At 67.7% G+C, this 24,620-nt stretch carries 26 protein-coding genes and 4 tRNA genes; 4 read left to right on the top strand and 26 right to left on the bottom strand.

Translation table 11 applies throughout. The features are described from left to right. Positions 1 to 255 precede the first annotated feature (255 nt). From NRB56_RS29330 to NRB56_RS29220, 23 genes are all read right to left on the bottom strand, one after another. A complete protein-coding gene (locus tag NRB56_RS29330; RefSeq protein WP_153347527.1) occupies positions 256 to 996 on the bottom strand; it encodes a hypothetical protein in 741 nt (246 codons plus the stop codon). Positions 997 to 1,005: 9 nt separating this feature from the next. Beyond that, positions 1,006 to 1,893: a hypothetical protein gene (locus tag NRB56_RS29325; RefSeq protein ID WP_153347526.1), complete on the bottom strand. Its 888-nt coding sequence runs from the start codon at positions 1,891 to 1,893 to the stop codon at positions 1,006 to 1,008. A gap of 51 nt (positions 1,894 to 1,944) precedes the next feature. Beyond that, the gene (locus tag NRB56_RS29320; protein ID WP_153347525.1) at positions 1,945 to 3,186 is read right to left on the bottom strand and encodes an MCE family protein; all 1,242 of its coding nucleotides are present in this window, start codon (positions 3,184 to 3,186) and stop codon (positions 1,945 to 1,947) included. Further along, positions 3,183 to 4,436 carry an MCE family protein gene (locus NRB56_RS29315; protein ID WP_153347524.1) on the bottom strand — a complete coding sequence of 418 codons (1,254 nt, stop codon included), beginning with the start codon at positions 4,434 to 4,436 and terminating at the stop codon, positions 3,183 to 3,185. The genes NRB56_RS29320 and NRB56_RS29315 overlap by 4 nt, the downstream gene beginning before the upstream one ends. Continuing rightward, positions 4,433 to 5,713, bottom strand: coding sequence for an MCE family protein (locus NRB56_RS29310; protein ID WP_194291029.1), 1,281 nt, complete (start codon positions 5,711 to 5,713; stop codon positions 4,433 to 4,435). The genes NRB56_RS29315 and NRB56_RS29310 overlap by 4 nt, the downstream gene beginning before the upstream one ends. Next, positions 5,713 to 6,723, bottom strand: coding sequence for an MCE family protein (locus NRB56_RS29305; protein ID WP_194291028.1), 1,011 nt, complete (start codon positions 6,721 to 6,723; stop codon positions 5,713 to 5,715). Before NRB56_RS29305 ends, NRB56_RS29310 begins: the two co-directional genes overlap by 1 nt. After that, entirely contained in the window at positions 6,723 to 7,793 is a 1,071-nt protein-coding gene (locus NRB56_RS29300) for an MCE family protein (RefSeq protein WP_194291027.1), read from the bottom strand. Before NRB56_RS29300 ends, NRB56_RS29305 begins: the two co-directional genes overlap by 1 nt. Beyond that, positions 7,790 to 9,139, bottom strand: a complete 1,350-nt coding sequence (locus NRB56_RS29295) for an MCE family protein (protein WP_153347523.1) — start codon at positions 9,137 to 9,139, stop codon at positions 7,790 to 7,792. Before NRB56_RS29295 ends, NRB56_RS29300 begins: the two co-directional genes overlap by 4 nt. Then, positions 9,136 to 9,975 (bottom strand): MlaE family ABC transporter permease, encoded by an 840-nt coding sequence (locus NRB56_RS29290; RefSeq protein ID WP_153347656.1) that lies wholly within the window; start codon positions 9,973 to 9,975, stop codon positions 9,136 to 9,138. Before NRB56_RS29290 ends, NRB56_RS29295 begins: the two co-directional genes overlap by 4 nt. Positions 9,976 to 10,004: 29 nt before the next feature. Continuing rightward, positions 10,005 to 10,799: an MlaE family ABC transporter permease gene (locus NRB56_RS29285; protein ID WP_319943716.1), complete on the bottom strand. Its 795-nt coding sequence runs from the start codon at positions 10,797 to 10,799 to the stop codon at positions 10,005 to 10,007. A gap of 46 nt (positions 10,800 to 10,845) precedes the next feature. Then, positions 10,846 to 11,886, bottom strand: a complete 1,041-nt coding sequence (locus NRB56_RS29280; RefSeq protein ID WP_319943715.1) for an ABC transporter ATP-binding protein — start codon at positions 11,884 to 11,886, stop codon at positions 10,846 to 10,848. Positions 11,887 to 12,281: 395 nt separating this feature from the next. Continuing rightward, positions 12,282 to 12,668, bottom strand: coding sequence for a 50S ribosomal protein L7/L12 (gene rplL, locus NRB56_RS29275; protein WP_153347522.1), 387 nt, complete (start codon positions 12,666 to 12,668; stop codon positions 12,282 to 12,284). 63 nt (positions 12,669 to 12,731) lie between these two features. Continuing rightward, entirely contained in the window at positions 12,732 to 13,292 is a 561-nt protein-coding gene (rplJ, locus tag NRB56_RS29270) for a 50S ribosomal protein L10 (protein ID WP_153347521.1), read from the bottom strand. Positions 13,293 to 13,713: 421 nt separating this feature from the next. Continuing rightward, positions 13,714 to 14,427 carry a 50S ribosomal protein L1 gene (gene rplA / locus NRB56_RS29265; RefSeq protein ID WP_153347520.1) on the bottom strand — a complete coding sequence of 238 codons (714 nt, stop codon included), beginning with the start codon at positions 14,425 to 14,427 and terminating at the stop codon, positions 13,714 to 13,716. 76 nt (positions 14,428 to 14,503) lie between these two features. Next, a complete protein-coding gene (gene rplK / locus NRB56_RS29260) occupies positions 14,504 to 14,938 on the bottom strand; it encodes a 50S ribosomal protein L11 (RefSeq protein WP_019932645.1) in 435 nt (144 codons plus the stop codon). Positions 14,939 to 15,107: 169 nt separating this feature from the next. After that, positions 15,108 to 15,863 (bottom strand): transcription termination/antitermination protein NusG, encoded by a 756-nt coding sequence (gene nusG / locus NRB56_RS29255; RefSeq protein ID WP_319943714.1) that lies wholly within the window; start codon positions 15,861 to 15,863, stop codon positions 15,108 to 15,110. A gap of 112 nt (positions 15,864 to 15,975) precedes the next feature. Continuing rightward, a complete protein-coding gene (secE, locus tag NRB56_RS38480) occupies positions 15,976 to 16,401 on the bottom strand; it encodes a preprotein translocase subunit SecE (RefSeq protein WP_319943713.1) in 426 nt (141 codons plus the stop codon). 31 nt (positions 16,402 to 16,432) lie between these two features. After that, a tRNA-Trp gene (locus NRB56_RS29245) sits at positions 16,433 to 16,505 on the bottom strand. Positions 16,506 to 16,755: 250 nt separating this feature from the next. Further along, positions 16,756 to 17,799, bottom strand: coding sequence for a fused (3R)-hydroxyacyl-ACP dehydratase subunits HadA/HadB (locus NRB56_RS29240; protein WP_153347519.1), 1,044 nt, complete (start codon positions 17,797 to 17,799; stop codon positions 16,756 to 16,758). Positions 17,800 to 18,009: 210 nt separating this feature from the next. Then, positions 18,010 to 18,180, bottom strand: coding sequence for a 50S ribosomal protein L33 (gene rpmG, locus NRB56_RS29235; RefSeq protein WP_019932641.1), 171 nt, complete (start codon positions 18,178 to 18,180; stop codon positions 18,010 to 18,012). Between the two features lie 59 nt (positions 18,181 to 18,239). Continuing rightward, a tRNA-Met gene (locus tag NRB56_RS29230) sits at positions 18,240 to 18,312 on the bottom strand. Positions 18,313 to 18,405: 93 nt separating this feature from the next. Continuing rightward, positions 18,406 to 18,478, bottom strand: a tRNA-Thr gene (locus NRB56_RS29225). A gap of 174 nt (positions 18,479 to 18,652) precedes the next feature. Further along, positions 18,653 to 18,733, bottom strand: a tRNA-Tyr gene (locus NRB56_RS29220). 166 nt (positions 18,734 to 18,899) lie between these two features. Here NRB56_RS29220 and NRB56_RS29215 point away from each other — a divergent pair. Continuing rightward, a complete protein-coding gene (locus tag NRB56_RS29215; RefSeq protein WP_319943712.1) occupies positions 18,900 to 19,391 on the top strand; it encodes a YajQ family cyclic di-GMP-binding protein in 492 nt (163 codons plus the stop codon). On the opposite strand, the gene htpX is transcribed toward NRB56_RS29215, so the two are convergent. After that, complete coding sequence (gene htpX / locus NRB56_RS29210; protein ID WP_153347518.1) at positions 19,388 to 20,272, bottom strand: zinc metalloprotease HtpX; 885 nt, start codon at positions 20,270 to 20,272, stop codon at positions 19,388 to 19,390. The two genes, NRB56_RS29215 and htpX, sit on opposite strands and share 4 nt — an antisense overlap. Before the next feature lie 144 nt (positions 20,273 to 20,416). Further along, a complete protein-coding gene (locus tag NRB56_RS29205; protein ID WP_153347517.1) occupies positions 20,417 to 21,439 on the bottom strand; it encodes a polyprenyl synthetase family protein in 1,023 nt (340 codons plus the stop codon). Positions 21,440 to 21,665: 226 nt separating this feature from the next. On the opposite strand from NRB56_RS29205, the gene NRB56_RS29200 reads away from it, so the two are divergent. The 3 genes from NRB56_RS29200 (at position 21,666) to NRB56_RS29190 (ending at position 24,004) form a co-directional block, all read left to right on the top strand. Continuing rightward, a complete protein-coding gene (locus NRB56_RS29200) occupies positions 21,666 to 22,943 on the top strand; it encodes a geranylgeranyl reductase family protein (RefSeq protein ID WP_227838431.1) in 1,278 nt (425 codons plus the stop codon). A gap of 108 nt (positions 22,944 to 23,051) precedes the next feature. Continuing rightward, positions 23,052 to 23,492: a helix-turn-helix transcriptional regulator gene (locus tag NRB56_RS29195; RefSeq protein ID WP_319943711.1), complete on the top strand. Its 441-nt coding sequence runs from the start codon at positions 23,052 to 23,054 to the stop codon at positions 23,490 to 23,492. A 59-nt stretch (positions 23,493 to 23,551) separates the two neighbouring features. Next, the gene (locus NRB56_RS29190; RefSeq protein WP_319943732.1) at positions 23,552 to 24,004 is read left to right on the top strand and encodes a VOC family protein; all 453 of its coding nucleotides are present in this window, start codon (positions 23,552 to 23,554) and stop codon (positions 24,002 to 24,004) included. A gap of 76 nt (positions 24,005 to 24,080) precedes the next feature. On the opposite strand, the gene NRB56_RS29185 is transcribed toward NRB56_RS29190, so the two are convergent. Further along, a complete protein-coding gene (locus tag NRB56_RS29185; RefSeq protein ID WP_319943710.1) occupies positions 24,081 to 24,563 on the bottom strand; it encodes a DUF2505 domain-containing protein in 483 nt (160 codons plus the stop codon). Positions 24,564 to 24,620: the final 57 nt, after the last annotated feature.

Below are 24,620 nucleotides of genomic sequence, written 5' to 3'. Positions count from 1 at the left end.
AAGTACCACCCGGATCGAGTTCCGGCCCCCCGGCGCGCCGTGCCCCTCAGCGCTGGCTGCGATCAGGGCTTCGGCGGTCGCTCGACACACGGATCCTCGACCGCAGTCCCAGCTGCCGCTGTTGTGAATAGCGTGACTGGTCGGACGAAACTCGTCAAGTGGCAGCGCTGCGGCAACCGGCCCCGAACGAGGCCCGGAGCAGCCACAGCAGGGGTTGATCATGCCCTCGAGCTGCGGGAAAGGGAGAACCGAAAATTACCGATCGGTGATTTCAGCAGCCAGCCAGCGCCCGTTGATCTTCTGCATGTGGAGCACGATCGGCCCCGCGGCGCTCTCCTGCGGCACGCCGTTGCGGGCCGCGCTCACGGTCAATTCGATCAACAGTTCGGCTCGATCGCCTGTGAGCAAAGTCACGCCGATCGGGTCGGCCACGGCCGTGGCGGTGGATTGCGCCTGCTGGATCGCCGACACCGTGGTGTCCGCGAACTTGTCGAAATCGGCGAGCATCTTGCCGGTCACGACCTTGTGCACGGCGTCCTTGTACGCCGCCGCGCCCTTGTCGCCGGCGATCGCCTTGGCGTCGTAGGAGTAGACGGTCTTCAGGGCGTCCCCGGCGGCGGCTCGGACCTGCTCGGTCGCCTTCGTGTCGACGAACGCCGCGTTGCCGTCGCCCACTCCCGGCCGGAAGGCCGCGACCACGGCGAACGCGGTGAGAATCGCGGCCGCGAGACCCAGGCCGGTCGGCAGCAGCCAGGACCGGGTGCCGCGAACGGGCCGGACATGGCCCGCCCGGTCGCGGGCATACGCCCGCGCGGCGGCGTCGGGCCGATCGCGCCGGGCGGGTACCGACTTCGACCGGCCGGCCCCGGAGCGGCCGGGACGGCGACCGGCGGGCTCGTTCGGCGAACCGGCGCCGGTGGGCGCGGACGGGGTGGCGGCGCGGCCGGACGGGCGCAGGCGCGGCGAGACACGGTTGACCGGCCGTCGGGGTTCCATCGACATCTCCTACGATCCGGGCTGGGGCGCGGGCGTCGCGGGAGACGCCGGGGGCACGGGGATTCCGGTCGGGGCCGGCTGGGCCGGATTCGGCGAGTCCAGCGGGACCAGTTGTCCCAGCGAATTCGCCTGCTCGGCCTTCCAGCCGTCGCCGACCTTGGCCATGTCCAGCGACCAGGTGGTCCGGAACGACTCCGCGGGCACGCTCGGCGCGGACTGGGTCAGCTGCAGCACCACCAGAGCGGTTGCCTTGTCCCGCTCACTGTTCAGCGTGCTCAGCGAGGCGCCCAGCACCTTCGCATCGATCTTGGTCTTGGACTGCTCGGCGGCCTGTTTGATCCGATCGCGATTCTGGGTCAGCTGATCGAGCATCGAACCGGTCATCGACGACTTCATCAGATCGATGGAGCCGTCGATGTCGTTCGGGTTCATCGAGGACAGGTTGATCGCGGCCTGCCGGGCGGAATCCAGTGCGCTGTCCCGGGCCTCGGCCCGGGGAGCATCGGTGAAGTAGGCCGCCCGGACCCAGCCGACACCGAACCAGCCCGCCGCGACCAGCGCGGCCAGCAACCAGACAGCCAGCACAGTGGTGAGAATCGACCGGATCGGTGATACCGCCCGTTCCGCCGGGAGGTTCGCGGCAGCGTCCGTCGCGTACCCACCGGCGGGCTCGTCCGCGGGGCTCCCGGCGGACTCGTCCCGATCCCGCGTGACGGGTGCGTCGATGGACCGAGAAGCGTTGCCGGACAATGGTTTCGCCGCAGAACCGGTGCCGAGCGCGTCGCCTGCGGCGACCGGTCCCCCGGCCACGGCCTGCTCCGCGGAACCGTCCGGCGCCTCGGCGGGCGACTCGGCGGGGTCGGGCAGATCGGGCTTATCGGGTAGATCAGCGGTCACAGCAACACCCTAGCGTCGTCGTCTCGTCGGCTCCGCCGACTCGCCCTGCGCTCACCGCTTCGGGGTCACCCCCACCAGCGGAGCCAGCTGCTGGGCCAGCGGGGCCAGGTTCAGCTTGTCCGGATCGGTCTTCGGCTTGCCGTCCCACGGCTGGGCGATGTTCGGGTCGGCCAGGTCCGCGCGGTCGCCGCCACGCACATCGGAGATGCTGCCCTGCGGGGCGTGGCAACCGGCGTTCAGATCCAACGGGAAATCGTCGCGGGTGTCGTCGAAATCCGGATTCTGTGCCTTCATCTGCGCCAGGGTGCGCTGCGTGCCCTCGTAACCGAGGGTGCAGGCGGGCGGATCGTTGACCTCCAGCACCAGGCCGAAGTGGCTGGTGTGGTCGCCCGGCGCGGTGGCCGAGCCACCGACCGACAGGATCGGCAGCATCTGCAGCAGCGGCCGCAGCGCGTAGTACTTCGGCGAGACGGCCAGCAACAGCGTGCGCAGATTGGTGAAATCCGTGGTCAGCGCCGGACCGCTGGTGTCGAGCAACTGCCCGAGCTGATTGCCGGCGTCGGTGCCGGTGCCGATCAGCCGGCGGATGTCCGGATCGCTGGTGCGCAGTTGCTGGGCCAGCTGATCCAGGCCGGTGCTGAACTTCCGGATCGCCGGATCCTGATCCACCTGGGTGCCCAGCACCGTCCGCGCGTCGCGGATCAGATCGATGGTCTGCTGCAACGAATCCACGCCGGTCTCGCTGAACTTGTTCAGCGAGTCGACCAGGACGCGGAGATTGTCGCCCTGTCCGTCGAACGCCTTGCCCAGTTCGGTGATGGTGGTCGTGAGCGCCGGCAGATCGGTCGACTTCGCGAAATCGTTCACCTTCGCGAGCAGATCCTCCACCCGCACGGGCGCCTCGGCGCCGTCGATGACCGAGCCGTCGCGCAGGTACGGCCCGCCCGAGGTGGTCGGGAGCAGATCCACGAACTGCTCGCCGATCGCCGAACGGTCGGCCACCACCGCTTTCGCGGTCGCGGGCACCTTCGGCTTGCCGGAATCCATGTCCAGGGTCACCACCGCACTGTCGGCGGTGATGTCCAGTTTGCCGACCCGGCCCACCGGCACCCCGCGGTAGGTCACCTCGGCGCCGGTCGACAGGTTGCCGGTCCAGGCCATCTTGACCTGGACGTGGTACTGGCCGATGCCGACCATGTGATCGAGGTGGATGTACTTGGCACCGACGAACACCACGCCGAGCACGGCGATCAGCGCGAAGGCGACCAACTGGTTGCGTACCAGGCGGCTCATCTCTGCGGCACCCCCAACTGGTCCAGGATCGCGCCGACCAGATCCCTCCGGGCGGCGGGGGCCGTACCGGGCGGCGACGGCACCATGCCGGGCGGCAACACCGGCAGCAGCGACACCGTCGGCCAGCCCGGCCGCGCGCCGTTGCCGTTGTAGTACGGATTGCTCGGATCGACCGGCACGTCCGGGCCGTGCGGCGGCGGGAGGTACACCGGATCCGGTTTGCCCACACCGAGATTCGACAGGGTGTTGCCGATCTGCAGATCCACCGACAGCCAGGTGTTCACCGAACCGCCGAAGGCCGAGTAGATCGCCTCGTCGGAGAACGGGTAGGTCGGGATCAGCGGCAGCGCCGTGATCAGATCCGGCGCCGACCGGCCCAGCTCCTGCAGGGTCGGGCGCAGCGCCTGGAGATCCCGGATCAGGTTGTCCTTGCTGCGGTCCAGAACGTCGAAACCGGCCTTGCCGACCCGGTCCAGCTGGCCCAGCAGCCCGACCAGTTCCGGCCGCTGCTCGTCGAGAATCTTGATGCCGGCGGGCAATTCGTCGAGGATCGCCGCGACCTGGTCGGTCTGCCGGCCGACCCGGATGGACAGCGTGGCCAGACTGTCCAGCGCGTGATTGATGTCCTCGACCTGCTTGTTCAGCCCGTCGATGAGGGTGTTCGCCTGTTCCAGCAGGGAGCGGACCGTCTGCTCGCGGCCGCCGAGGGCCTTGTTCAGTTCGGCCACGATCGGCTGCAACTGCGCGACACCACCACCGTTGAGCAGCAGCGACAGCGCGCCGAGCACCTGCTCGATCTCGGTGGCCGTGCGCGTCCGCTCGACCGGGATGGTGGCCTGGTCGGACAGCGTGCCCTGTGCGGGTTCGGTTGTCGGAGTGGACAATTCGATGAACTTCTCACCCAGCAGATTGGACTGCCGCACCTCGGCGCGCGCGTTCGCGGGCAGCTGCACCGAGGAGTTGACCAGGGTGTGCACGACCGCGTGCCAGCCGTCGGCCGCCACCCCGATGGACTGCACCCGGCCGACGGCCACACCGTCCACCTTCACCGTCGACTGCGGGACCAGATCCAGCACGTCGTCGAAGTTCACGTCGATGTGCATGGGGTGCGCGCCGATGTCCGCGCCACCGGGCAGCGGGATGCTGTAGACCCCGTCGCCCGCACAGGAACTCAGCAACGCCGCGGACACGCTCAGCACGGTGGCCGCGCCGGCGGCCCGGATCGCCCGGCCGTCCTTGCGGAGACTCATCGCTGCCCACCTCCCTGCGACGGCGGGGCCTGATCCGACGGGGTGCCGGGAACCGTGCCCGGTACCGGATTACGCTGCTCGTTCGGTCCGGAAAGGATGCCGAACGGCAGCACCAGCGACGGCGTCTGCACACCCGCGGTGAGCTGATCGGTGATCGTCTTGCACTGATCGAGGACCGGCCGCAACTGGCGGCTGAGCGCGTCGAACTTCGGATCGCCCGGTACCAGCTTGCCCAGATCCATCAGCTGGCACAGGGTGCCGAACGGATCCTGCAGCTGGGTCAGGTTGGCGCGCATGTTCAGCGTGCCGGATTCGGCGTCGTGCACATTGATCAGGTTGCTCAGGGCCAGCGGCAGTACCGGCAGCGCCTTCGCGACGTCACTGCTCTGGTCGGCGAGGGTCTTGGTGAGCGTGGTCAGCGCGTCGGCGTTGCTCGCCACCAGATCCCGGTTGTTGTCGACGAACCGGGCCACATCGCCGAGGGCGAGCGACAACAGGTTCAGCGCCTGGCCCAGATCGGACCGCTCGTCGGAGAGGAATCCGGCCAGACTGGCCAGCTGGCTGTTGAACTGCCGCACCTGATCGTCGTTCACCGCCAGCGTGTGCACGAACACCTGCAGATTCTTGATGGTGTCGAAGATGTCGCCGCGGGCGTCGGAGAGGTAGCGGGCCGCGTGCGACAACTGGGTGAGGCTGTTCGCCAGCGCGTCGCCGTTGCCGGACAGATTCGCCGCACCCGTGCGGACCAGATCGTTGAGCGCGCCGTCCTTGTTGGCGCCGTTGGGGCCCAGCGCGTCCGACAGTTCGGTGATGCTCTTGTACAGCCGGTCCACCTCGACCGGGGTCACGGTGCGGTCCTTGGGGATGGTCGCGTTGCGGCCGAGTTTCTGGCCGCCCTTGTAGACCGGGGCGAGCTGGATGTACCGGTCGGACACCACCGAGGGGGTGATCTGCGCGGCGCGCGCATCAGCCGGCACGTCGTAGCCCCGGTCGACGTGCATGACCACCTTGACCTGCTCGCCCTGCGGCTGCACCGAATCCACCTTGCCCACCGGCACGCCGAGGATCCGGACGTCGGAGCCTTTGTAGATGCCGATCGAGCGGTCGAAGTAGGCGGTGATGGTGGTCCGGTTGTACTGGCCGAAGGCCCACCAGCCCACCCCCGCGAGCACCAGCACCAGCACGATGCCGAGCGCGAGCCCGATCTTCGTGCCCCGGCCGGCTTCCCGGAACGTGCTGCGCAGGTCGCGGCGGAACGGATTGCGCACGGCGGCCATCACCGGCCTCCCAGTTCCCGCACCGGCGGGCGGTCGCCCGGAATCGCCGGCAGCGCAGGCGGATTCAGGTTCACGATCACCGCGTCGAACCACCGGCCGTTACCGAGCACGTCGGCGTACAGGTGATAGAACGGCCCGGCCAGGGTGAGCGTGCGGGAGATGTTCTGCTGGTTGTCGTTGAGCATCTGGATCGACTTCTGCAGGTTGGTCAGGGCGGGGCCGATCTGTTCCTCGTTGTCGTGCACCAGCGTGCTGAGCTCGGCGGACACCGTCTGCGCGCCGGTCAGCAGCTGGGCGATGGCCTGCTGCCGCACGTTCAGTTCGGCGAGCAGCTGACCGCCGCTGGCCAGCAGCCGCTCGAACTGCTCGTTGCGATCGGCGAGCACCTTGGTGGTGGCGTTGGTGGCGGCGAACAGCTTCCGCAACTGGTCGTCGCGCTTGGCCAGCGTCTCCGACAGCCGCGCGACACCGTCGATGGATCCGCGGATCTGCGGCGCCGTCCCGGAGAACGCGTCCGACAGCACCCGCATGCTGGTGGCCAGCTGCTCGGTGTTCGTCTGCTGGATCTGCTTCGCCGCGTCGCTGAACGCGTCCACCACGTCGTACGGGGATATGGTGCGCGACAACGGGATTCGCTTACCGGGGTCGGCGGGCGCGGATCCGCGCGGGTCCAGCGCCACGTACTTCTGGCCGAGCACCGTCTTGATCTGGATCGATGCGGTGGTCTCGTCGCCGATCCAGGCATCGCGGGTGCGGAAATCGACCAGCACCCGATCGTGGTCGAGCCGGACGTCCGACACCGAACCGACCTTGACGCCGGCGATGCGCACCTCGTTGCCCTTCTTCAGGCCGGCGGCCTCGGAGAATTCGGCGGTGTAGTGGGCGCCGGCGCCGATGATCGGCAGCCGGTCCACGAAGAACACCGACATCGTGATCAGCAGGATCAGGATCAGTCCGAGTCCGCCGATGAAGGCGGGGCTGCGGCGGCCCAGCAGTGTGCGGTCGTCCATCAGCGGCCGCCCTTCCCGTGACAGCGCGGCGCCGGATTGGTATAGACCGGCTGGTTGACCGTCGGCAGGGCCGGGGTGTTCACCGTCGTACTGGAACCCGGACCGGCCACGATATCGATACCGCAGAGATAGAACTGGAACCACGAGCCGTAACTGGCCGCACGGCCGAGCTTCTCCATCTTGATCGGCAGATTCGCCAGCGTCTCGTTCACCTCCACCGAACGGTCGTTCAGCGTTCCGGTGAGCTGGTTCAACCCGGCGATCGACCCCTGCAGCGTCGGCACCGTCGGGACCAGCAGATCGGCGGTGGCCGAGGCCAGGTTGCCCAGCGACTGCACCGCCGAGCCGATCGTGCCGCGCTCGGCGTTCAGACCGGAGATCAGCGCCTCGGTGTTGACGATCAGATCGTCCAGTTCGCCCTCGCGGGCGCTGACCGCGTCCAGCACCTGATTCAGATTGGTGACGATCTGGCCGATCACCGCGTCCTTGTCGGCGATCTTGTTGGTCAGGCTCGCGGTGTTGGTCACCAGTTCGGTGATCGTGCCGCTCTCGCCTTGGAAGACCTGGATGATCTCGTACGACAACTTGTTGACGTCGTCGGCGGTGAGCGTCTGGAACAGCGGGCGAAATCCGTTGAACAGCGTGGTCAGGTTCAGCGCCGGATGGGTGCGCTCCAGCGGGATCGTGGCGCCGCGGGAGATGATCCGGCCCTGCTGCCCGGTGCCCTGCTCGAGCGCGATGTAGCGCTGGCCCACCAGGTTCCGGTACCGGATCGTGGCCGTGGTCGAGGCCGGCAGCGAACTGCGGTCGTTGAGTTCGAAGCGCACCTCGGCCTGATCGCGGTCCGCGATCGAGATCTTGGTGACCTTGCCGACCCGGACACCCGCGATCCGGATCTCGTCGCCGGTGTTCAGCGACGTCACATCGCTGAACCGAGCCCGGAACTCGGTGCCGCCGCCGGTGTAGTTGGCGATGCTCAGGCCGAGCACCGCGGTCAGGAACAGTGTCACCACGACGAAGATCGACAGTTTGATCAGCGGACCGCCGAGGCCGCGCAGTCCGCCGCTCATTTGACGCTCACCTCGCTCCCGCGCAAGGCCGGGGCCGCGATCCGGGTGACCCAGCCGGGCACCTGATCGGGCGAAACCCCGTTGGCCGCACCGTAGATCGCGCCCAGCGCGTGCTGCTCCGCCGGCGAACCGGCCGTCGAGACACCCGCGCCGTACACCGAGAACTGGGCCGGCGGCAGCGATCCGCCGTCCTGATCACCCGGGAACCGCGACGGCGGCTGATACGACCCGTCGTTCGCGGGCCCGCCCGGATACTGGCCCGAGTCGGTACCCAGCGGCCATTCCGGGAAGCAGGCCGGACCGCGGTCGTCGAACCAGCGCGGCTCGTCCTGATTGGGCAGGTAGCGGCCGCGCGGATTGACCAGCGAGATCGACACCCGGGAGCCCGGCACGTCGGTGCCCTTGCCGAAGATGTCGTCGATACGCGGCTTCAGCTGGGCGAAGTTCTTCATCGTGCAGGCGTAGGTCGGCGAATAGGTGGCCAGCAGTTCCAGCGCCTCTCGCGAATCGGCGGCGATGTCGATGATGTTGTCGTGGTTGGCGACCAGGAAATCGGCCGTCTTCGACGAGGTCGGCGTCAATACCTGGTACAGGGTGTCGATCTGCGACCGTTTCTGCACCACGGTGGCGTTCAGCGTGCGCAGGTTGTCGAAGGCGTCGACCAGTTCCGGCAGCGCGTCGGCGTAGGTGTCGGCCACCTTCGCGAAGCTGCGCAGATCCTCCTGCAGCGTGGGCAGTTCGCCGTTGAGGCCGCGGAAGATCTTGTCGAGCCGGTCGATGGTGTCGCCGAGTCCGGCGCCCTGCCCGCTCAGCGCCTGCGACAGCGAACCCAGGGTGGACGACAGGTACTGCGGCGGCACCGCTTGCAGCAGCGGCAGAATGCTGTCCAGCAACTGGCTGACCTCGACCGCGTTACCGCTGGCGTCCTGGTACAGGGTGGTGCCGGCGGTCAGCATGCGGTCGCTGGGCCGGTCCGGCCATTCCAGTTCGACATAACGCTCACCGAACAACGTCTTCGGCAGCAGCCGCGCGGTGACGTTGGCCGGGATCTTCGCCGCCTTGTCCGGCTCGATCGCCAGATGCAGCGTGACCTTGCCGTGGGTGGACTCGCTGGACCGCACCTCGCCCACGGTGACGCCGCGGACCTTCACATCGGCGTTGCGGGTCAGCGCGTTCCCGACCGTATCGGTGACCAGGTCGACCTTCGTCGTCTGCGTCCACACCTTGTTGTAGGCCGCGACGGTGACGCTCAGGAACGCGAACACCAGCACGAAGAACAGCACACCCAAGGTCCGGACCCGCAACTTCTCCGTGGCCCGCCACAACCGAACCCCCTCCGCGCTCATCCGGCTACTCGAACGGTGGTGGTGGTGCCCCAGATGGCGAGGCTGAGGAAGAAGTCGAGGATGTTGATCAGCACGATCGAGGCGCGCACCGCGCGGCCGACCGCCACGCCGACACCCGCCGGGCCGCCACTGGCGTTGAAGCCGTAGTAGCAGTGGATCAGGATGATCACGAAGGCGAACACCAGCACCTTCAGGAAGGAATAGAGCACATCCTCCGGTGGCAGGAACAGGCCGAAGTAGTGGTCGTAGGAGCCGCTCGACTGCCCGTTGAACCACACGCTGATCTGCCGCGAGGCCAGGAACGTGCCCAGCAGGCCGACGATGTACAGCGGGATGACCGCCACGAACCCGGCGATGACGCGCGTGGTGACGAGGAACGGCACGCCGGGTACGGCCATCACCTCGAGCGCGTCGATCTCCTCGGAGATCCGCATGGCGCCCAATTGCGCGGTGAAACCGCAGCCGACCGTGGCCGACAAGGCCAGGGCCGCGACCAGCGGCGCGAGCTCACGGGTGTTGATGTAGCCGGTGAGGAAGCCGGTGAGCACCCCGCTGCCGAGCGAGTCGAGGGCCTTGAACCCCTGCAGTCCGACCACGACGCCGACCGACGCCGACATCATGACGACCACGCCGATCGTGCCGCCGATGACCGCCAGCGCGCCGGAACCGAAGGTCACCTCGGCGAGCAGCCGCGTGACCTCCTTGCGGTAGTGCACCAGCGTCCGCGGGATCCACGCGATCGCCTTGGAGTAGAAGGACATCTGATCGCCGGCGCGATCGATGACACCGACCGGGGCGCGCAGGGCGCGGCCGATCCGCCGAGCTCCCCGGACCATCACCGGAGTGCGTTGTGTGACAACCATGTTCAGCCGCCCTTGGCCGGAACGACCTGGAGATACACCAGCGTCAGAACCAGGTTGACGAAGAACAGCACCAGGAAGGTGATCACCACCGACTGGTTCACCGCGTCACCGACTCCTTTCGGTCCGCCTTTCGGATGCAGACCCTTGTAGGCGGCGATGACACCGGCCAGCAGCCCGAAGATGAGGGCTTTGATCTCACCGATCCAGAGGTCCGGCAGCTGCGCGAGCGCCGAGAACGAGGCCAGATAGGCGCCGGGGGTACCGCCCTGCAGCAACACGTTGAAGAAGTAGCCGCCGCAGATGCCGACCACCGACACCAAACCGTTGAGCAGCACGGCGATCAGCATCATGCCCAGCACGCGGGGCACCACCAGCCGCTGCACCGGGTCGATGCCGAGCACCTCCATCGCGTCGATCTCCTCCCGGATGGTGCGCGAGCCGAGATCGGCGGCGACCGCGGAACCCGCGGCGCCCGCGATGATCAGGGCGGTGACCACCGGCGCGGCTTGCTGCACGGTCGCCAGCACGCTCGTGGCGCCCGTGAACGCCTCGGCGCCCAGCTGTTTGATGAGCGAACCTGTCTGCAGTGCGACCACCGCGCCGAACGGAATTGCCACCAGCGCCGCGGGCAGGATCGAGACACTCGCGATGAACCACGACTGTTCGACGAATTCGCGCCACTGGAACGGCCGGCGGAAAACCTTGCGGCCCACATCGAGAAGCAGCGCAAAGATGTTGCCGGCCTGAGCAAGACCCGACTCGACGGGGGTTCGCAGCCGCGTCAGGGTTTTGTTCACGATCGCGTATGTTACCCGCTAGTTGCCCTGTGTCATACAGGGGTTACTAGATCATTCCCGGATAGTCTGAAGGATTGCTCGTATAGGCGGGAAGCACCTGCGTATCGCCGTTCTGTTCCATGGATTCGCGGATCGCGACCTGGGCCGGATGCGGCAGGGTGTGCATGATTTCGAGGACGCGGCTGCGCCGCCGTTCGACGGCCTGCCGGAAGGGCATCCCGGGGGTGGCCTTCATCTGCGGGACGATGCCCTCGATCTCCTCGTGGCCGTTGTCGTAATGGCCGGCGTCGGCGAGCGCCTGCTCGCGCGCCATCTGCGCCTCGTCCTTCTCCTCGGACATACCGATCGGGCCCATCATGCGGCCGTTGAGGAACTGCTTGACCACCGGCTCCTCCGAGGTGAGCAGCACCTCACGCGGACCGAACATCACCAGGCGGCGACGGAACAGCATGCCGATGTTGTCGGGCACGCTCCGGGCCAGGTTGATGTTGTGCGTGACGATCAGGATGGTCGCGTCGATCTGCGCGTTGATATCGATGAGCAACTGGCTCAGATAGGTGGTGCGCACCGGATCCAGACCGGAGTCCGGCTCGTCGACCAGGATGATCTGCGGATCCAGCACCAGCGCGCGGGCCAGGCCGGCCCGCTTGCGCATACCGCCGGAGATCTCGCCGGGCAGTTTGCCCTCGGCGCCGAGCAGACCGGTCAGCTCGAGCTTCTCCATGACGATCTTCTTGATGTCGGATTCGCTCTTCTTGGTGTGCTCGCGCAACGGGAAGGCCACGTTGTCGAAGAGATTCATCGAGCCGAACAGGGCACCGTCCTGGAACAGCACGCCGAACAGCTTGCGGATCTCGTACAGCTCCTTGTTGGAGCAGGTGGTGATGTCGGTGCCGTCGATGTAGATCGAGCCGCGCTCCGGGCGCAGCAGGCCGATCAGGGACTTCAGGAAGACGGACTTACCGGTACCGGAAGGTCCGAGCAGCGCGCTGACCTCCCCCGAGGGCAGGGTCAGCGTGACATCCTGCCAAATTCGCTGCGAACCGAACGACTTGGTCACGCCCTCTGTTCTGACCTCGACGCCCACGCCAACCTCCACACTGTTCCAACGGTCCCCCCGCGGCTTGCCATCGGCATGCTCCGCTCGAGAACGAGGATGTGACGCGCCGCACTGGGTTCGGCCACTGTATCGCATACCGGTCGTCAAGCCTATCCCTACCTGACCGGCGGGTAAGTACTAGGGTTTTGCTCTTTATTATCGGGTCCGCACTGGTGAAAGCCACAAACGAGCATGAACAAGTTCTGTTTTCGACCACGTTGACGCCGGGCCGGAAACCCACCCGGCACCGTCGGCGCCGGAATGCGGACACCGCACCCGAAACCGGAAAACGGGCCGTACGAGAAATATGCCGCACCCCGGAAATGCCGCGGCGGGCGGCTCCCCGAGGGGAACCGCCCGCCGCGAACCGTGCGGGAACCGTCCTACTTGACGGAAACCTTGGCGCCGGCCTCTTCCAGCTTGGCCTTGGCGGCCTCGGCGGCGTCCTTGGCGACCTTCTCCAGGATCGCCTTCGGGGCGCTCTCGACGAGGTCCTTGGCCTCCTTCAGGCCCAGGCCCGAGACGATCTCGCGGACCACCTTGATGACCTGGATCTTCTTGTCGCCGGCGCCCTCGAGCACCACGTCGAACTCGTCCTGCTCCTCGACGGGCTCGGCGGCGACCGGGCCGGCACCGCCGCCGACGACGGCGACCGGGGCAGCGGCGGTGACCTCGAAGGTGTCCTCGAACACCTTCACGAACTCGGCGAGCTCGAGCAGGGTGAGCTCCTTGAACGCGTCGATCAGTTCGTCAGTGGACAGCTTGGCCATGATGTTTCCTTCCGATGTATGCCCCCGCCGCGGCGCGTGCCGGGTGAGGCGAGGTAGTGGGGGTTATTCCGCGTCCGCGGGAGCGTCGGCCTCGGCCGGCGCCGGAGCACCGGCGGCCAGCTTCTCCTGCAGGGCGGCGGCGAGCCGGGCGACCTGCGAGGCGGGCGCGTTGAACAGGCCGGCGGCCTGCGCGGTCTTGGCCTTGAAGGCACCGGCCAGCTTGGCCAGCAGCACCTCGCGCGAGTCGAGATCGGCGATCCGCTCGACCTCGGCCACGGACAGCGCTTTGCCGTCCATGTACCCGCCCTTGATGATCAGGGCCTTGTTGTCCTTGGCGAACTGCTTCAACGTCTTCGCGGCGTCGACCGGCTCACCCTCGATGAAGGTGATGGCGGTCGGGCCGACGAACAGCTCATCCAGGCCTTCCACGCCCGCCTCGGCGGCAGCGCGCTTGACCAGGGTGTTCTTGGCGACGGAGTAGGTGGCGCTCGCGCCCAGCGACCGGCGCAGCTCGGTCATCTTGCCGACCGACAGACCACGGTATTCCGTGACCACGGTGGCGGTGGAGCTGCGGAACTGCTCGGTGATCTCCGCGACCGCGGTGACCTTCTCGGGTTTTGCCATACTTCGCCTCCTCTCTGGATGTGTCGGTACGTATTTCGGCCTACCGGCACCGGAGGAGACTGCCCGGCGACAAAGCAAACGCCCCGGACGCAGGGCGTCCCGGGGCGCAGAAGAAAATACCGTGACCATGCCGCACGGGCACGATCCGCAATTTTCCCGACCTCGGCTCTCCCTGCGTGGGCCGCCGGCAATATCGCCGGACCTTCAGCTGCCTCGCGGCAGCGACCAACGGTCTTCGGTAGAACGATTGGGGTTGGTCATCGAACAGGCCGACGACCGTCAATCAGAATAGCCGAACCCCCGCCCATCTGCCAAAACGGGCCGGCCGCCGCTGCGGGAACACCTCGTGCGGCTCCGGCCGGAGTGCTGAAAAACCAAGGGCCGGTACGGAATTCCGTACCGGCCCTCGAGTTCTTGCGGACTACGCGTCCTCTTCGGTGAGGTTGCGGGTGCGGTTCGGGTCCACCGGGATGCCCGGGCCGGTGTTCGTCGAAATCGTCACCTTCTTGACGTAGCGGCCCTTCGCGGTGGAGGGCTTGACGCGCAGGATCTCGTCCAGCGCGGCGCCGTAGTTCTCCACCAGCTTCTTCTCGTCGAAGGAGGCCTTGCCGATCACGAAGTGCAGGTTGGCCTGCTTGTCGACGCGGAAGTTGATCTTGCCGCCCTTGATGTCGTTGACGGCCTTGACCACGTCGGTGGTCACGGTGCCCGTCTTCGGGTTCGGCATCAGGCCACGCGGGCCCAGCACGCGCGCGATGCGGCCGACCTTGGCCATCTGGTCCGGGGTGGCGATCGCGGCGTCGAAATCGAGCCAGCCGCCCTGGATCCGCTCGATCAGGTCCTCGGCGCCCACGGCGTCCGCACCGGCGGCCTCGGCCTCGGCGGCCTTCTCGCCGGCGGCGAACACGATGACGCGCGCGGTCTTACCGGTGCCGTGCGGCAGGTTCACGGTGCCGCGGACCATCTGGTCGGCCTTGCGGGGGTCGACACCGAGACGGACGGCGACCTCGACGGTCGCGTCGGTCTTGGTGGTCGCGGTCTCCTTGGCGAGCCGCGCGGCCGCGAGCGGCGCGTAGAGCTGATCGCGGTCGACCTTGGCGGCCGCCTCGAGATAAGCCTTGCTTCGTTTTGCCATGATTCTCTGTCCTCGAGTAGTTCAGACGTGGTTGTCGGGCCTGGCCGGCCCTCCCACCTGAGTGAGTCCGGGTGGACTACTCCGCGATGGTGATGCCCATCGAACGAGCGGTGCCGGCGATGATCTTCGCGGCAGCGTCGATATCGTTGGCGTTCAGATCTTCCTGCTTGGTCTTGGCGATCTCCCGGACCTGGTCCATGGTGATCTGCGCGACCTTGTTCCGGTGCGGCTCGGCCGAGCCCTTCTGCACACCGGCGGCCTTCAGGATCAGCCGGGCGGCGGGCGGGGTCTTCAGCTTGAAGTCGAACGAGCGATCTTCGTAGACCGTGATCTCGACCGGGATGACGTTGCCACGCTGCGACTCGGTCGCCGCGTTGTACGCCTTGCAGAACTCCATGATGTTGACACCGTGCTGACCCAGCGCGGGGCCGACCGGCGGAGCCGGGTTGGCCGCACCGGCCTGGATCTGGAGCTTGATGAGCCCGGTGACCTTCTTCTTCTTGGGGGGCATCTTTCTTCCTTGGTTCGGTTCCTCGGTTCGGCTGCTCACGGATTCCCGTAAGCCTGTTCCGGAATGCGCGCCCGCGCTCGCCCGTCCGACGACGAGCGGAGACAGCGGGCGCAACCCGGCAAGTGTAGTCGCAGCGTGCGCACGGACCCGAATCGGGCCGGGCGGCGGACTAGATCTTCGCGACCTGGGTGAACGCGAGCTCGACCGGGGTCTCGCGGCCGAAGATCGACACCAGGACCTTCAGCTTCTGCTGTTCGGCGTTGACCTCGGAGATGCTGGCGGGCAGCGTCGCGAACGGGCCGTCCATGACGGTGACCGACTCGCCGACCTCGAAGTCGACCTCGATGGTCGGCTTGACAATCGGGGTCTCGCCGGTGCCCTCGGCGGCGGCCGCCGCGGTGGTCGGCTTCTTCTGCTGCTGCGAGGCCGGGACCAGGAACTTCACCACGTCGTTGATCGACAGCGGTGAGGGCCGCGAGGTGGCGCCGACGAATCCGGTGACGCCCGGGGTGTTGCGCACCGCGCCCCACGACTCGTCGTTGAGATCCATCCGGACCAGGATGTAGCCGGGCAGCACCTTGCGCTGCACGTTCTTGCGCTGGCCGTTCTTGATCTCGGTGACCTGTTCGGTCGGGACCTCGACCTGGAAGATGTACTCCTCGAGACCCAGGTTCTGCACGCGGGTCTCGAGATTGGTTTTCACCTTGTTCTCGTAACCGGCGTAGGAGTGGATGACGTACCAGTCACCCGGCGCGCGACGCAGGGCGGCCTTCATCGCGGCGACCGGATCCTCGTCGATGTCGGCGGCAGGGGGGGCGGGCTCCTCCGTGGCCTGCTCGGACGCCACGGCGTCGCCGGATTCCTCCTCGACGACCACGTCGTCGGCCTGGAATTCGTCGGGTGTGCCGTTCTCCGGGGTGCTCACTGGGCACTCGCTTCCTGTGTCGTCACGTACATCCTCTGCGTGCCGGTGCGAATCCGGCGGATCGGTCCACCTGTTCGCTCGCGGCGGGACGGTTGCCGGCGCCGACGGTCAGCTAGCCGAACAGCCAGTTGACACCCTTGATGAACGCCACGTCCAACCCGCTGATGTACGAGATCATGAAGACCACGAACACCAGCACCACACTCGTATAGGTGACCATCTGCTTGCGGTTGGGCCAGATCACCTTGCGGAGTTCCGCGACCACTTCGCGCAGGAACTTCACCAGGCGCTTGAGCGGATTGCCCTTGCCGCCCTTCCCCGACTTATCGGTCTTGGTACTCGCCGAGGTGGAGGCCTTCCGCGCGGCCGACTGCGGCCGGCGCTCGAGGGTGGCGACCGAGCCCGTGTCGACGTTCGCGGACGATTGCGTACGAGCCCGCCGAGCGGACCGCTTGCCGCTCGGACGACTCACCGCGGCGGTGCCATCGCCTTCGTCCGGCGCATGCGCGCCGCGGCGAATGTCCCGCTCGTCGCTCACGTCGATCCTTTCTCGTCGCTGGCATCCAGTGCAGGGGCGACAGGACTTGAACCTGCAACCTGCGGTTTTGGAGACCGCTGCTCTGCCAATTGAGCTACGCCCCTTGGGCTGGACATCTCACCGTCGTCCAGCACCGTCTTATCGAGTTGTATTCCCAGTGTTACACAACACACGCGCCGCCCCGGCGGTCGCCGGCCCCGGCAGATCTCGACGAATCGAGTCCCGCCTGGAACCAGCCCCTCTCAGAGCAGCGCGCAGCGGCTGGTAACCCCAGATGCCTCACTCTACGTCACCGCCCCCGCGAAAGGCCAATCGGGCCGGGCCCGGCGGCCTGCCGCAGGTCAGCCGTACGACTCAGCTCAGCTGAACCGTCGCGGTGGCCCGGCCGAAGATCTTGCGGCCCTCCGACTTCGCGACGATCGCCACGACCGCGGTACGGGTCTCCGGATCGACCGACTTCACCTTGCCGGTGTACTCGATCTCCGCGGCCGCGTCGGCGGGCACGTAGACCGGGCTGGTGAAACGGACGTTGTACTCCTTGACCGCGCCGGGATCGCCCAGCCACGAGGTCACGAAGCCGCCGCCGAGGCCCATGGTGAGCATGCCGTGCGCGACACAGTTGTCCAGGCCCACGAGCTTGGCGACGCCGTCGCTCCAGTGGATCGGATTCGGGTCGCCGGAGACGCCGGCGTAGTTGACCAGATCGCCCCGGGTGAGGCGGACGATGCGCGCCGGCAGCTCCTGACCGGCGGCGACGTCCTCGAAGCGCAGCGCGCGGCCGGACGACTTCGCCGCGGGGGCGCGCACATCCTCGAGTTCGTCGGTGACCGGCGGCGCGCTGTGCGGGTCGTCCGGCGCCTCGGGCGTGCCCTGCATGAGCACGTTGCGCACGGCGTCGGTGAGATTCGGGTCGATATCGGTGCCGCTGCGCCCGATCAGGGTGGTGTAGGTGGTGAGCACCAGTTCGCCGCGGGAGGTCACGATGTTCTTGGTGACGATGATGTCGCCGCCGAAGGCCTGCCGGAAGGAGTGCAGGTAGACGTCGCAGAGGAGGCGGTCGCCGACCTGGATCGGCCGGTGGAACTCCAGGATCTGGTCGGTCTGCATGATCTGGCTCAGGTCGTACCCGGTGACCACGTGCTCGAACAGCTTCCGCTGGGCCAGGATGCCGACCAGGGAGATGAAGCTCAGCGGTGCCAGCAGGCCGTCGTAGCCGTACTCGCTCGCGACGCTCTCGTCCCAGTGCACGGGGTGGTAGTCCTGGACAGCGCGGGCGTACTCACGCACCTTCTCCCGGCCCACCTCGTAGTGGTCCTCGACCCGATAGTGATGACCGACCGCGGCTGCCGCGTTCACCGCCGGATCGAACTCTGCGGAAGTGGCCGCCCCGTCGGTCATGACGCCACTTTCCTCGGTGTTGATTGTCACGGAAGGCTGTCCCTATCTGACCCCGCTACCGGGGATCGGCGGAGGATCACTACCGCACTTACACCAAGTGCCGGAGCGGGATCGAACCCTGCTCCGGCACAGATTCTGCGCTCTTCTATGACGACATTCGCGACAGACACACCACGAACGTCGCGTGCGGCAGCAGTTCGCGTGGTGGTCCTAGCGGGATTCGCGATGCGCCCGGTGGCAACCGCAGTTCGGGCAGAACTTCTTCAGCTCCAGCCGATCGGGGTCGTTACGCCGGTTCTTCTTGGTGATGTAGTTGCGGTGCTTGCACTCTTCGCAGGCCAAGGTGATCTTTGGCCGGACATCGGTGGACTTCGCGGCCACGATATGCCTTCTTTCCGGTCAACCTGAGGGTCGAAACCTGAGGGTCGATTCAGTATGGGTAGCGATGGCCGGACTCGAACCGGCGACACAACGATTATGAGTCGTTTGCTCTACCGCCTGAGCTACACCGCCATACATATGCGCGGTAATGCGGCGGTGGTCGTCCCGGCCCTGTGGTTCTTCAGCCTCAGAGTGCCGAGTCGGTCACACACCGGCAATCCGGCGAGCCCCCTAACGGAATCGAACCGTTGACCTTTTCCTTACCATGGAAACGCTCTGCCGACTGAGCTAAGGGGGCATGGTCTCTGGCGCTCCGGTAAAACCGGGGCGCTGAAGCCTTGAACGAGGTTACACACTCCCCGGGCCCTACACCAAACCGAGAGGTCAAGGGGCATTTTCCGAGAGCGTGGCCGTTGATCCGGCCCTCGGAAGCCGAGAGCCCCCGTGGAGAGAACTCCACGGGGGCTCGGGGTGGCAGGTGAAGGATTCGAACCTCCGAAGCTTGCGCGGCTGATTTACAGTCAGCTCCCTTTGGCCGCTCGGGCAACCTGCCGTGCGCTGCGGTAGCGCGCTGAGCAGAATACAACGAACCCCCGGCCGGAATGCAAACCGCCAGGCCAGCGACCACGGCGCCGCCGCATACGGGGTGCCGGGGCGACTGCGGCCGGTGATCGGGGTAGAAATTCTGAGAACGCCGACCGTCAGACAGGAGCCGTACTGTGGCCGATTCCTCATTCGATGTCGTCAGCAAGGTCGATCGCCAGGAGGTCGACAATGCCCTCAACCAAGCGGCGAAGGAGCTCGCCACCCGATACGACTTCCGCGGCACCGGCGCCGGCATCGAATGGTCCGGCGAGGAGAAGATCGTGCTGACCGCCGAATCGGAGGACCGGGTGAAGGCGGCGCTGGACGTGTTCAAGGAGAAGTTGATCCGTCGCGACATCTCGCTGAAGGCGTTCGACGCGGGCGATCCCGCCGCCTCCGGAAAGGTGTACAAAATCACAGGAACCCTCGTGCAGGGCATCTCCACGGAGAACGCCAAGAAGATCGCGAAGAAGATCCGGGACGAGGGCCCCAAGAGCGTGAAGGCGCAGATCCAGGGCGAGGAACTGCGGGTCACCAGCAAGAGCCGGGACGACCTGCAGCAGGTCATCTCGCTGCTCAAAGGCGCGGACTTCGACCTCGCGCTGCAGTTCGTCAACTACCGCTAGTAGCGCCGGGTCCCGCCGGCCATCTCCTCCAGCCGCCGGATCCGGTCGGCCATCGGCGGGTGGGTGGAGAACCAGCGAGCGGCGCGGTCGCCGGCCCGGAACGGGTTGGCGATCATGAGGTGCGACTGGGCGGTCAGCTGCGGCTCCGGCGGCAGCGGGGCCGCCTGGACGCCCCGCTCCAGCTTGCGCAGCGCCGAGGCCAGCGCCAGTGGGTCGCCGGTGATCGAGGCCCCGTCCTGATCGGCCTGGTACTCGCGGGAGCGGGAGACCGCCAGCTTGATCAGAGTGGCCGCGATCGGCCCGAGCAGCGACACCAGCAGCACCCCGATGATGTTCGGGCCCTGCCCGTCGCGGTTGCCGCCGCCGAAGATGCCCGCGAAATAGGCCAGGTTCGCCAGACCGGAGATCACCGAGGCCAGCGCGCCGGCCACCGACGAGATCAGGATGTCGCGGTTGTACACGTGCGACAGCTCGTGCCCGAGGACCGCGCGCAGCTCCCGTTCGTCCAGGATCTGCAGGATGCCGGTGGTGCAGCAGACCGCCGCATGCCGGGGATTGCGGCCGGTGGCGAAGGCGTTGGGGGCGTTGGTGGGGCTGATGTAGAGCCGCGGCATCGGCTGCCGCGCGGCGGTGGCCAGCTCGCGCACGATCTTGTACATCGCCGGCGCCTCCGGTTCCGACACCGGTTGCGCGTGCATCGCCCGCAACGCCAGCCGATCGCTGCTGAAGTACGCGTAGGCGTTCATGCCGACGGCCAGCAGCACCGAGATCCACAGGATGGTGGGACTGCGGAACAGCGCTCCGGCGCACACGATCAGGGCGGACAGGCCCACCATCAGCCCGAAGGTCTTGACGCCGTTACCGAAACCGTGCGTGTGCAAAACGGAACCGCCTCTCTGTCGGCCTCGCGCGCCCCCGTTCGTCGACTTCGTTACACCAGGTCAACGATATGCGCCGACGCATGGTTCCTCGCGCCGGCGAGCGCGATCCGTGATGCCCGGGTGCCGGGACGCCGGACGATCGGCTCAGCCGACCCGTTCGACGGTGAACCGGACCAGCCGGTCCAGCGCCTCGTTGGCCGGGCCCGCGGGCAGCGCGGACAGCTCGGCGTGCGCGATGTCGGCGTAGCCCTGCAACTTCTCCTTCGCCAGCACCATGCCCCGCGACCGGGACAGCAGTTCCAGCGCCTCGGTGACCTCCGCGTCGGTCTCGAGCGGCCGGGCCAGCAGCGTGCGCAGCCGGTCGCCCTCGGCGCCCTCGTCGCGCAGCGCGTAGAGCACGGGCAGGGTGTGCACACCCTCGCGGAGATCGGTGCCGGGCGTCTTGCCGGACTGCTCGGACACCGAGGAGATGTCGATGATGTCGTCGGAGATCTGGAAGGCCGTGCCGACCGCATCGCCGAGCCGGGCCAGCCGCTCCACGTGGTCGAGGCCGGCGCCGGAGAAGGTGCCGCCGAACCGGCCGGAGGTCGCGATCAGCGAACCGGTCTTCTCCCACACCACCCGCAGGTAGTGCTCGACCGGATCCTGCGACTGCTTGGCGCCCACGGTCTCCCGCATCTGCCCGGTGACCAGTTCGGCGAAGGTCTCGGCGATCACCCGCACCGCGTCCGGGCCGAGGGTCGCGACCAGCCGGGAGGCGTGCGCGAACAGGTAGTCGCCCGCCAGGATGGCGATGTTGTTGCCCCACCGGGAGTTCACGCTCGGCGCGCCGCGGCGCATCGACGCCTCGTCCATCACGTCGTCGTGATACAGCGTGGCCAGGTGGACCAGCTCGACGACGGTGGCCGCGGTGATCAGATCCGAGTCGTCCGGCCGCGGGCCCAGCTGCCCGGTGAGGATGGTGAACAGCGGCCGGAACCGCTTGCCACCGGCGCGGGCCAGGTGCAGCGCCGCCTCCTGGAGAAATTCCTCCCCGTCGGACAGCTCGCTGATCAGCAGTTTCTCGACCTCGGCCAAGCCGGTGCGCACGGTCTCGGCGAGCTCGGGTTCGCCGAGATCGACCCCGGCGACCACCGTGCTCTCCTCGCTGACAGCCGATGCAGTCATGTCGTCTCCCAATGCCGCGTCCGTCCCCACACCACAGAACCTAGCGTGTCCCCGCCGACGACCGGTTGAACACCTTGGTGCTGCGACGAATCAGACAGTGCCGGAATCGGCCGAATCGCCGCGATCCGCCGGGCCCCGCGCCCTCGCACACGCTTCACCACGTGGAATGCGCGGATCGGCGCGGGCACGTCGACACCCGCGGGTGGCGGCTGGAAGGATTGGGCGCATGGGTGCCCCGGATGCCGAACGCGAACACGCTGCCAGCCCGGCACGCGCACTGCCCGATCGGGTCGACGTACTGGTGGTCGGCGCCGGTCCGGCCGGATCGGCCGCGGCGGCCTGGGCGGCGCGCGCCGGGCGCGATGTCCTGCTGCTCGATTCGGCGGTGTTCCCGCGCGACAAGACCTGCGGCGACGGCCTGACCCCGCGTGCGGTCGCCGAGCTGGAGCACCTCGGTCTGGGCGAGTGGGTCCGCACCCACACGGTCAACCGCGGGCTGCGGATGTGCGGTTTCGGCGCGGAGACGCTGCTGGACTGGCCGGACGGTTCGTTCCCGCGCTACGGCAGCGCGGTGGCCCGCACCGAACTCGACGACAAACTGCGCGAGACGGCGGTGTCATCCGGCGCCCGGATGATCGACGGCGCCCGGGTCACCGAGGTCGCCCGCGACGGGGACCGGGTCACCGGGGTGACGGTGCAGGCCGACGGTGCGACCCGCCCGGTCGCCTGCCGCGTCCTGATCGTCGCGGACGGGGTGCGGTCGCCGGTGGGTAAACTGCTCGGCCGCACCTGGCACCGGAAGTACGCGTACGGCGTGGCCGCGCGGGCGTACATCGACTCTGGCCGCAGCGACGATGAGTGGATCACCTCGCATCTGGAGCTACGGGATGCCGACGGCGCCCTGGTGCCCGGCTACGGCTGGGTGTTCCCGCTGGGCAACGGCCGGGTGAACATCGGCGTGGGTTCGCTGGCCACCGCGGCCCGGCCCTCCCACATCGCACTGAAACCGCTGTTGCAGCACTACGTTTCGCAACGCCGGACGGAGTGGCAGTTCGAGGGCGAGGCGCGCGAGGTCGCCTCGGCGCTGCTGCCGATGGGCGGGGCGGTGTCGACCGTCGCCGGCCGCAACTGGGCGCTGGTCGGCGATGCGGCCGGCTGCGTGAACCCGCTCAACGGCGAGGGCATCGACTACGGGCTCGAGGGCGGCCACATGTTGTCCGAACTGCTGGACGAGCCGGATCTGTCCCGGGTGTGGCCGCAGACGCTGCGCGCTCGCTACGGCCGCACCTTCTCGGTGGCGCGGCGACTGGCCGCGCTGGCCACCCACCCGCGCGCGGTCCCGGTCGGCGGCCCGCCGGTCATGCGGTCGAAGTTGTTGCAGCGCACAGCCGTTCGCGTGATGGGCAATCTGGTCACCGACGAGGACGCGGATGTCACCGCCCGCGCCTGGCGGGCGGCCGGGCGAGTGTCAATGCGCTTCGACGGATTACCTCCGTTCGCCTGAGCGCGACCGGCCGAATGAGCGAGCGATGAACGCCGAGCACACCATCCGGCCGGGGCGCCGGACGGCTCGGAAAGAGCGGGCAGGCGCGGGTAGTGGACGGGGCGGATCGTGAGTGGCGAGCCACCGCGGAATCTGCTCCCGCACTTGCGGCGAGCGCGCGATCTCGCGGATCGCCACTATGCCGAGGCGTTGGATCTGGCGGAATTGGCTGCGGCGGCGGGGGTCTCGAAGTTCTACTTCCTGCGCTGCTTCGCGGCGGTGTACGGGAAGACGCCCGCGGCGTACCTGGCCGAACGGCGGATCGAGCGGGCCCAGGATCTGTTGCGCGCGACCAACATCACGGTGACCGAGGCCTGCATGCTGGTCGGATATTCCAGCCTGGGGTCGTTCAGCCGCAAGTTCACCGAACTGGTGGGCATGTCGCCCTCCGCGTATCTGGCCAAGTTCTCCGCCGAGGGGGCGCCGCGCATCCCCGGCTGTTTCGTACTCATGCACGGACTGTCGGATCGCAAAACTCCGCCGGGAACCGATCCGGCCGCGGATCGGTGAAGACAGCAATTTCGGAGAAGCCGGTCGGCCGCGCACCCGCCTAGCGTGAACCCATGGCAATCATCACCAACGTGTCCCTGGTCACTGTCTATGTGACCGATCAGACCGCGGCGAAGCAGTGGTACATCGACAAGCTCGGCTTCGTGGAGACCTCCGACGTGACCATGGGCGAGGGCGGGTTCCGCTGGGTCACCGTCGCGCAGCCCGACCATCCGGAGCTGGAGGTGACGCTGATGCTGCCCGGCCCGCCGCTCGACGAGGGCATGGCGACGGCGGTGAGCCGCGCGCTGGCCGACGGCACCATGGGCGGGCTCGGCCTGCGCACCGAGGACTGCCACAAGGCCTACGAGGAATTGACCGCGAAGGGTGTGGAATTCGTGCAGCCGCCGTCGGAGCGCCCGTACGGCGTGGAGGCCGTGGCTCGCGACAACTCCGGAAATTGGCTGGTGCTGGTCGAACGCCGCGAATTCGATCCGGCGACCGCCGACTGGTCCACCCCCGAGGGCGACTGATCGGACAACGCGGTGCCCCCACCGGACAGCGCGAACGCTGTGCGAGGGGGGCCGGGTCGGTCTCGCGGACATGTTCTCAGGCGGTCGCGGCGGCCTCGAACTGCTGCTCGACGAATTTCCGTTCGCTGTTGAGTACCCGGTGCAGCAACTGTTCGGCCAACGGCTCGATCATTCCGCCGACCAACGGCACCGTGACGGCCACCAGACCGGTCACCTCGATCTCGGATCCGGTGGCGGTCGGCCGCAGGACGTAGGCGCCGTCCATCTCGGTCGCGATGCCCTTGGCGGTACCGGTGAAGGTGCCGCTCGCGGTCCCGTCGGCCAGCGGCCCCCAATTGTCGACGCGTTCGAGGACGAGTTCCGTGTTGAGCACCCGTTTGACGACCGAGGGGATCTTGTCCGGCCGGGCCCGTTCGGTCATCTGGATGCGGACGGTGCCAGGACCGTCCGGCCGGGACAGTTCGAGGGTCGCGGTAGGGGCGGTCGCGAATCTCGCGCGCCATAATTCGTCGGTCAGAATCGCCCGGTGCAGCTGTTCGACCGGGACGCGGTAAGACACGGTGAAGCAGAATTTTCGGGACATGGCCGCACACGCTATCGGAGCGATGGAATAGCC

It is taken from the genome of Nocardia aurantia (assembly GCF_009604425.1).
In the GTDB taxonomy this organism is placed as follows: domain Bacteria; phylum Actinomycetota; class Actinomycetes; order Mycobacteriales; family Mycobacteriaceae; genus Nocardia; species Nocardia aurantia.
Note: the sequence above shows the minus strand (reverse complement) of the source record. Positions and strands in the feature narration are given on the sequence as shown.